At 54.5% G+C, this 292-nt stretch carries 1 protein-coding gene; it reads right to left on the bottom strand.

Annotation, left to right across the window (positions count from 1 at the left end; translation table 11 throughout):
- Positions 1–292, bottom strand: a 292-nt coding sequence (locus HMPREF2952_RS11305) for a hypothetical protein (RefSeq protein WP_159069378.1), incomplete at both ends; no start/stop codon positions are given.

Below are 292 nucleotides of genomic sequence, written 5' to 3' on the forward strand. Positions count from 1 at the left end.
CGGCTACGTTGGTCACTTTGTTGCCGGCGTTGTTCAATCCGTCTTTGGTCAGTTTGACATCACCTGCTTTAACGCCGTCTTGGGTCAATGCAACATCGTCGCCTACTTTCACACCGTCGTTGTTCACGGTGGTGTCGCCGGCTTTGACGCTGTCTACCACCAGGTCTTTGTTCAGCTTGACGGTCACTTTATCGTCTTGGGCTTCAGTGGTGATGTTGTCGTCGCCGGCAACGGTCACGGTGGAGCCGAGTTTTTCGATATTGGTGCTGCCGCTGTCGCCGTTGAAGGTCAG

Origin of the sequence: Neisseria sp. HMSC068C12 (assembly GCF_001814095.1) — a bacterium.
In the GTDB taxonomy this organism is placed as follows: domain Bacteria; phylum Pseudomonadota; class Gammaproteobacteria; order Burkholderiales; family Neisseriaceae; genus Neisseria; species Neisseria perflava.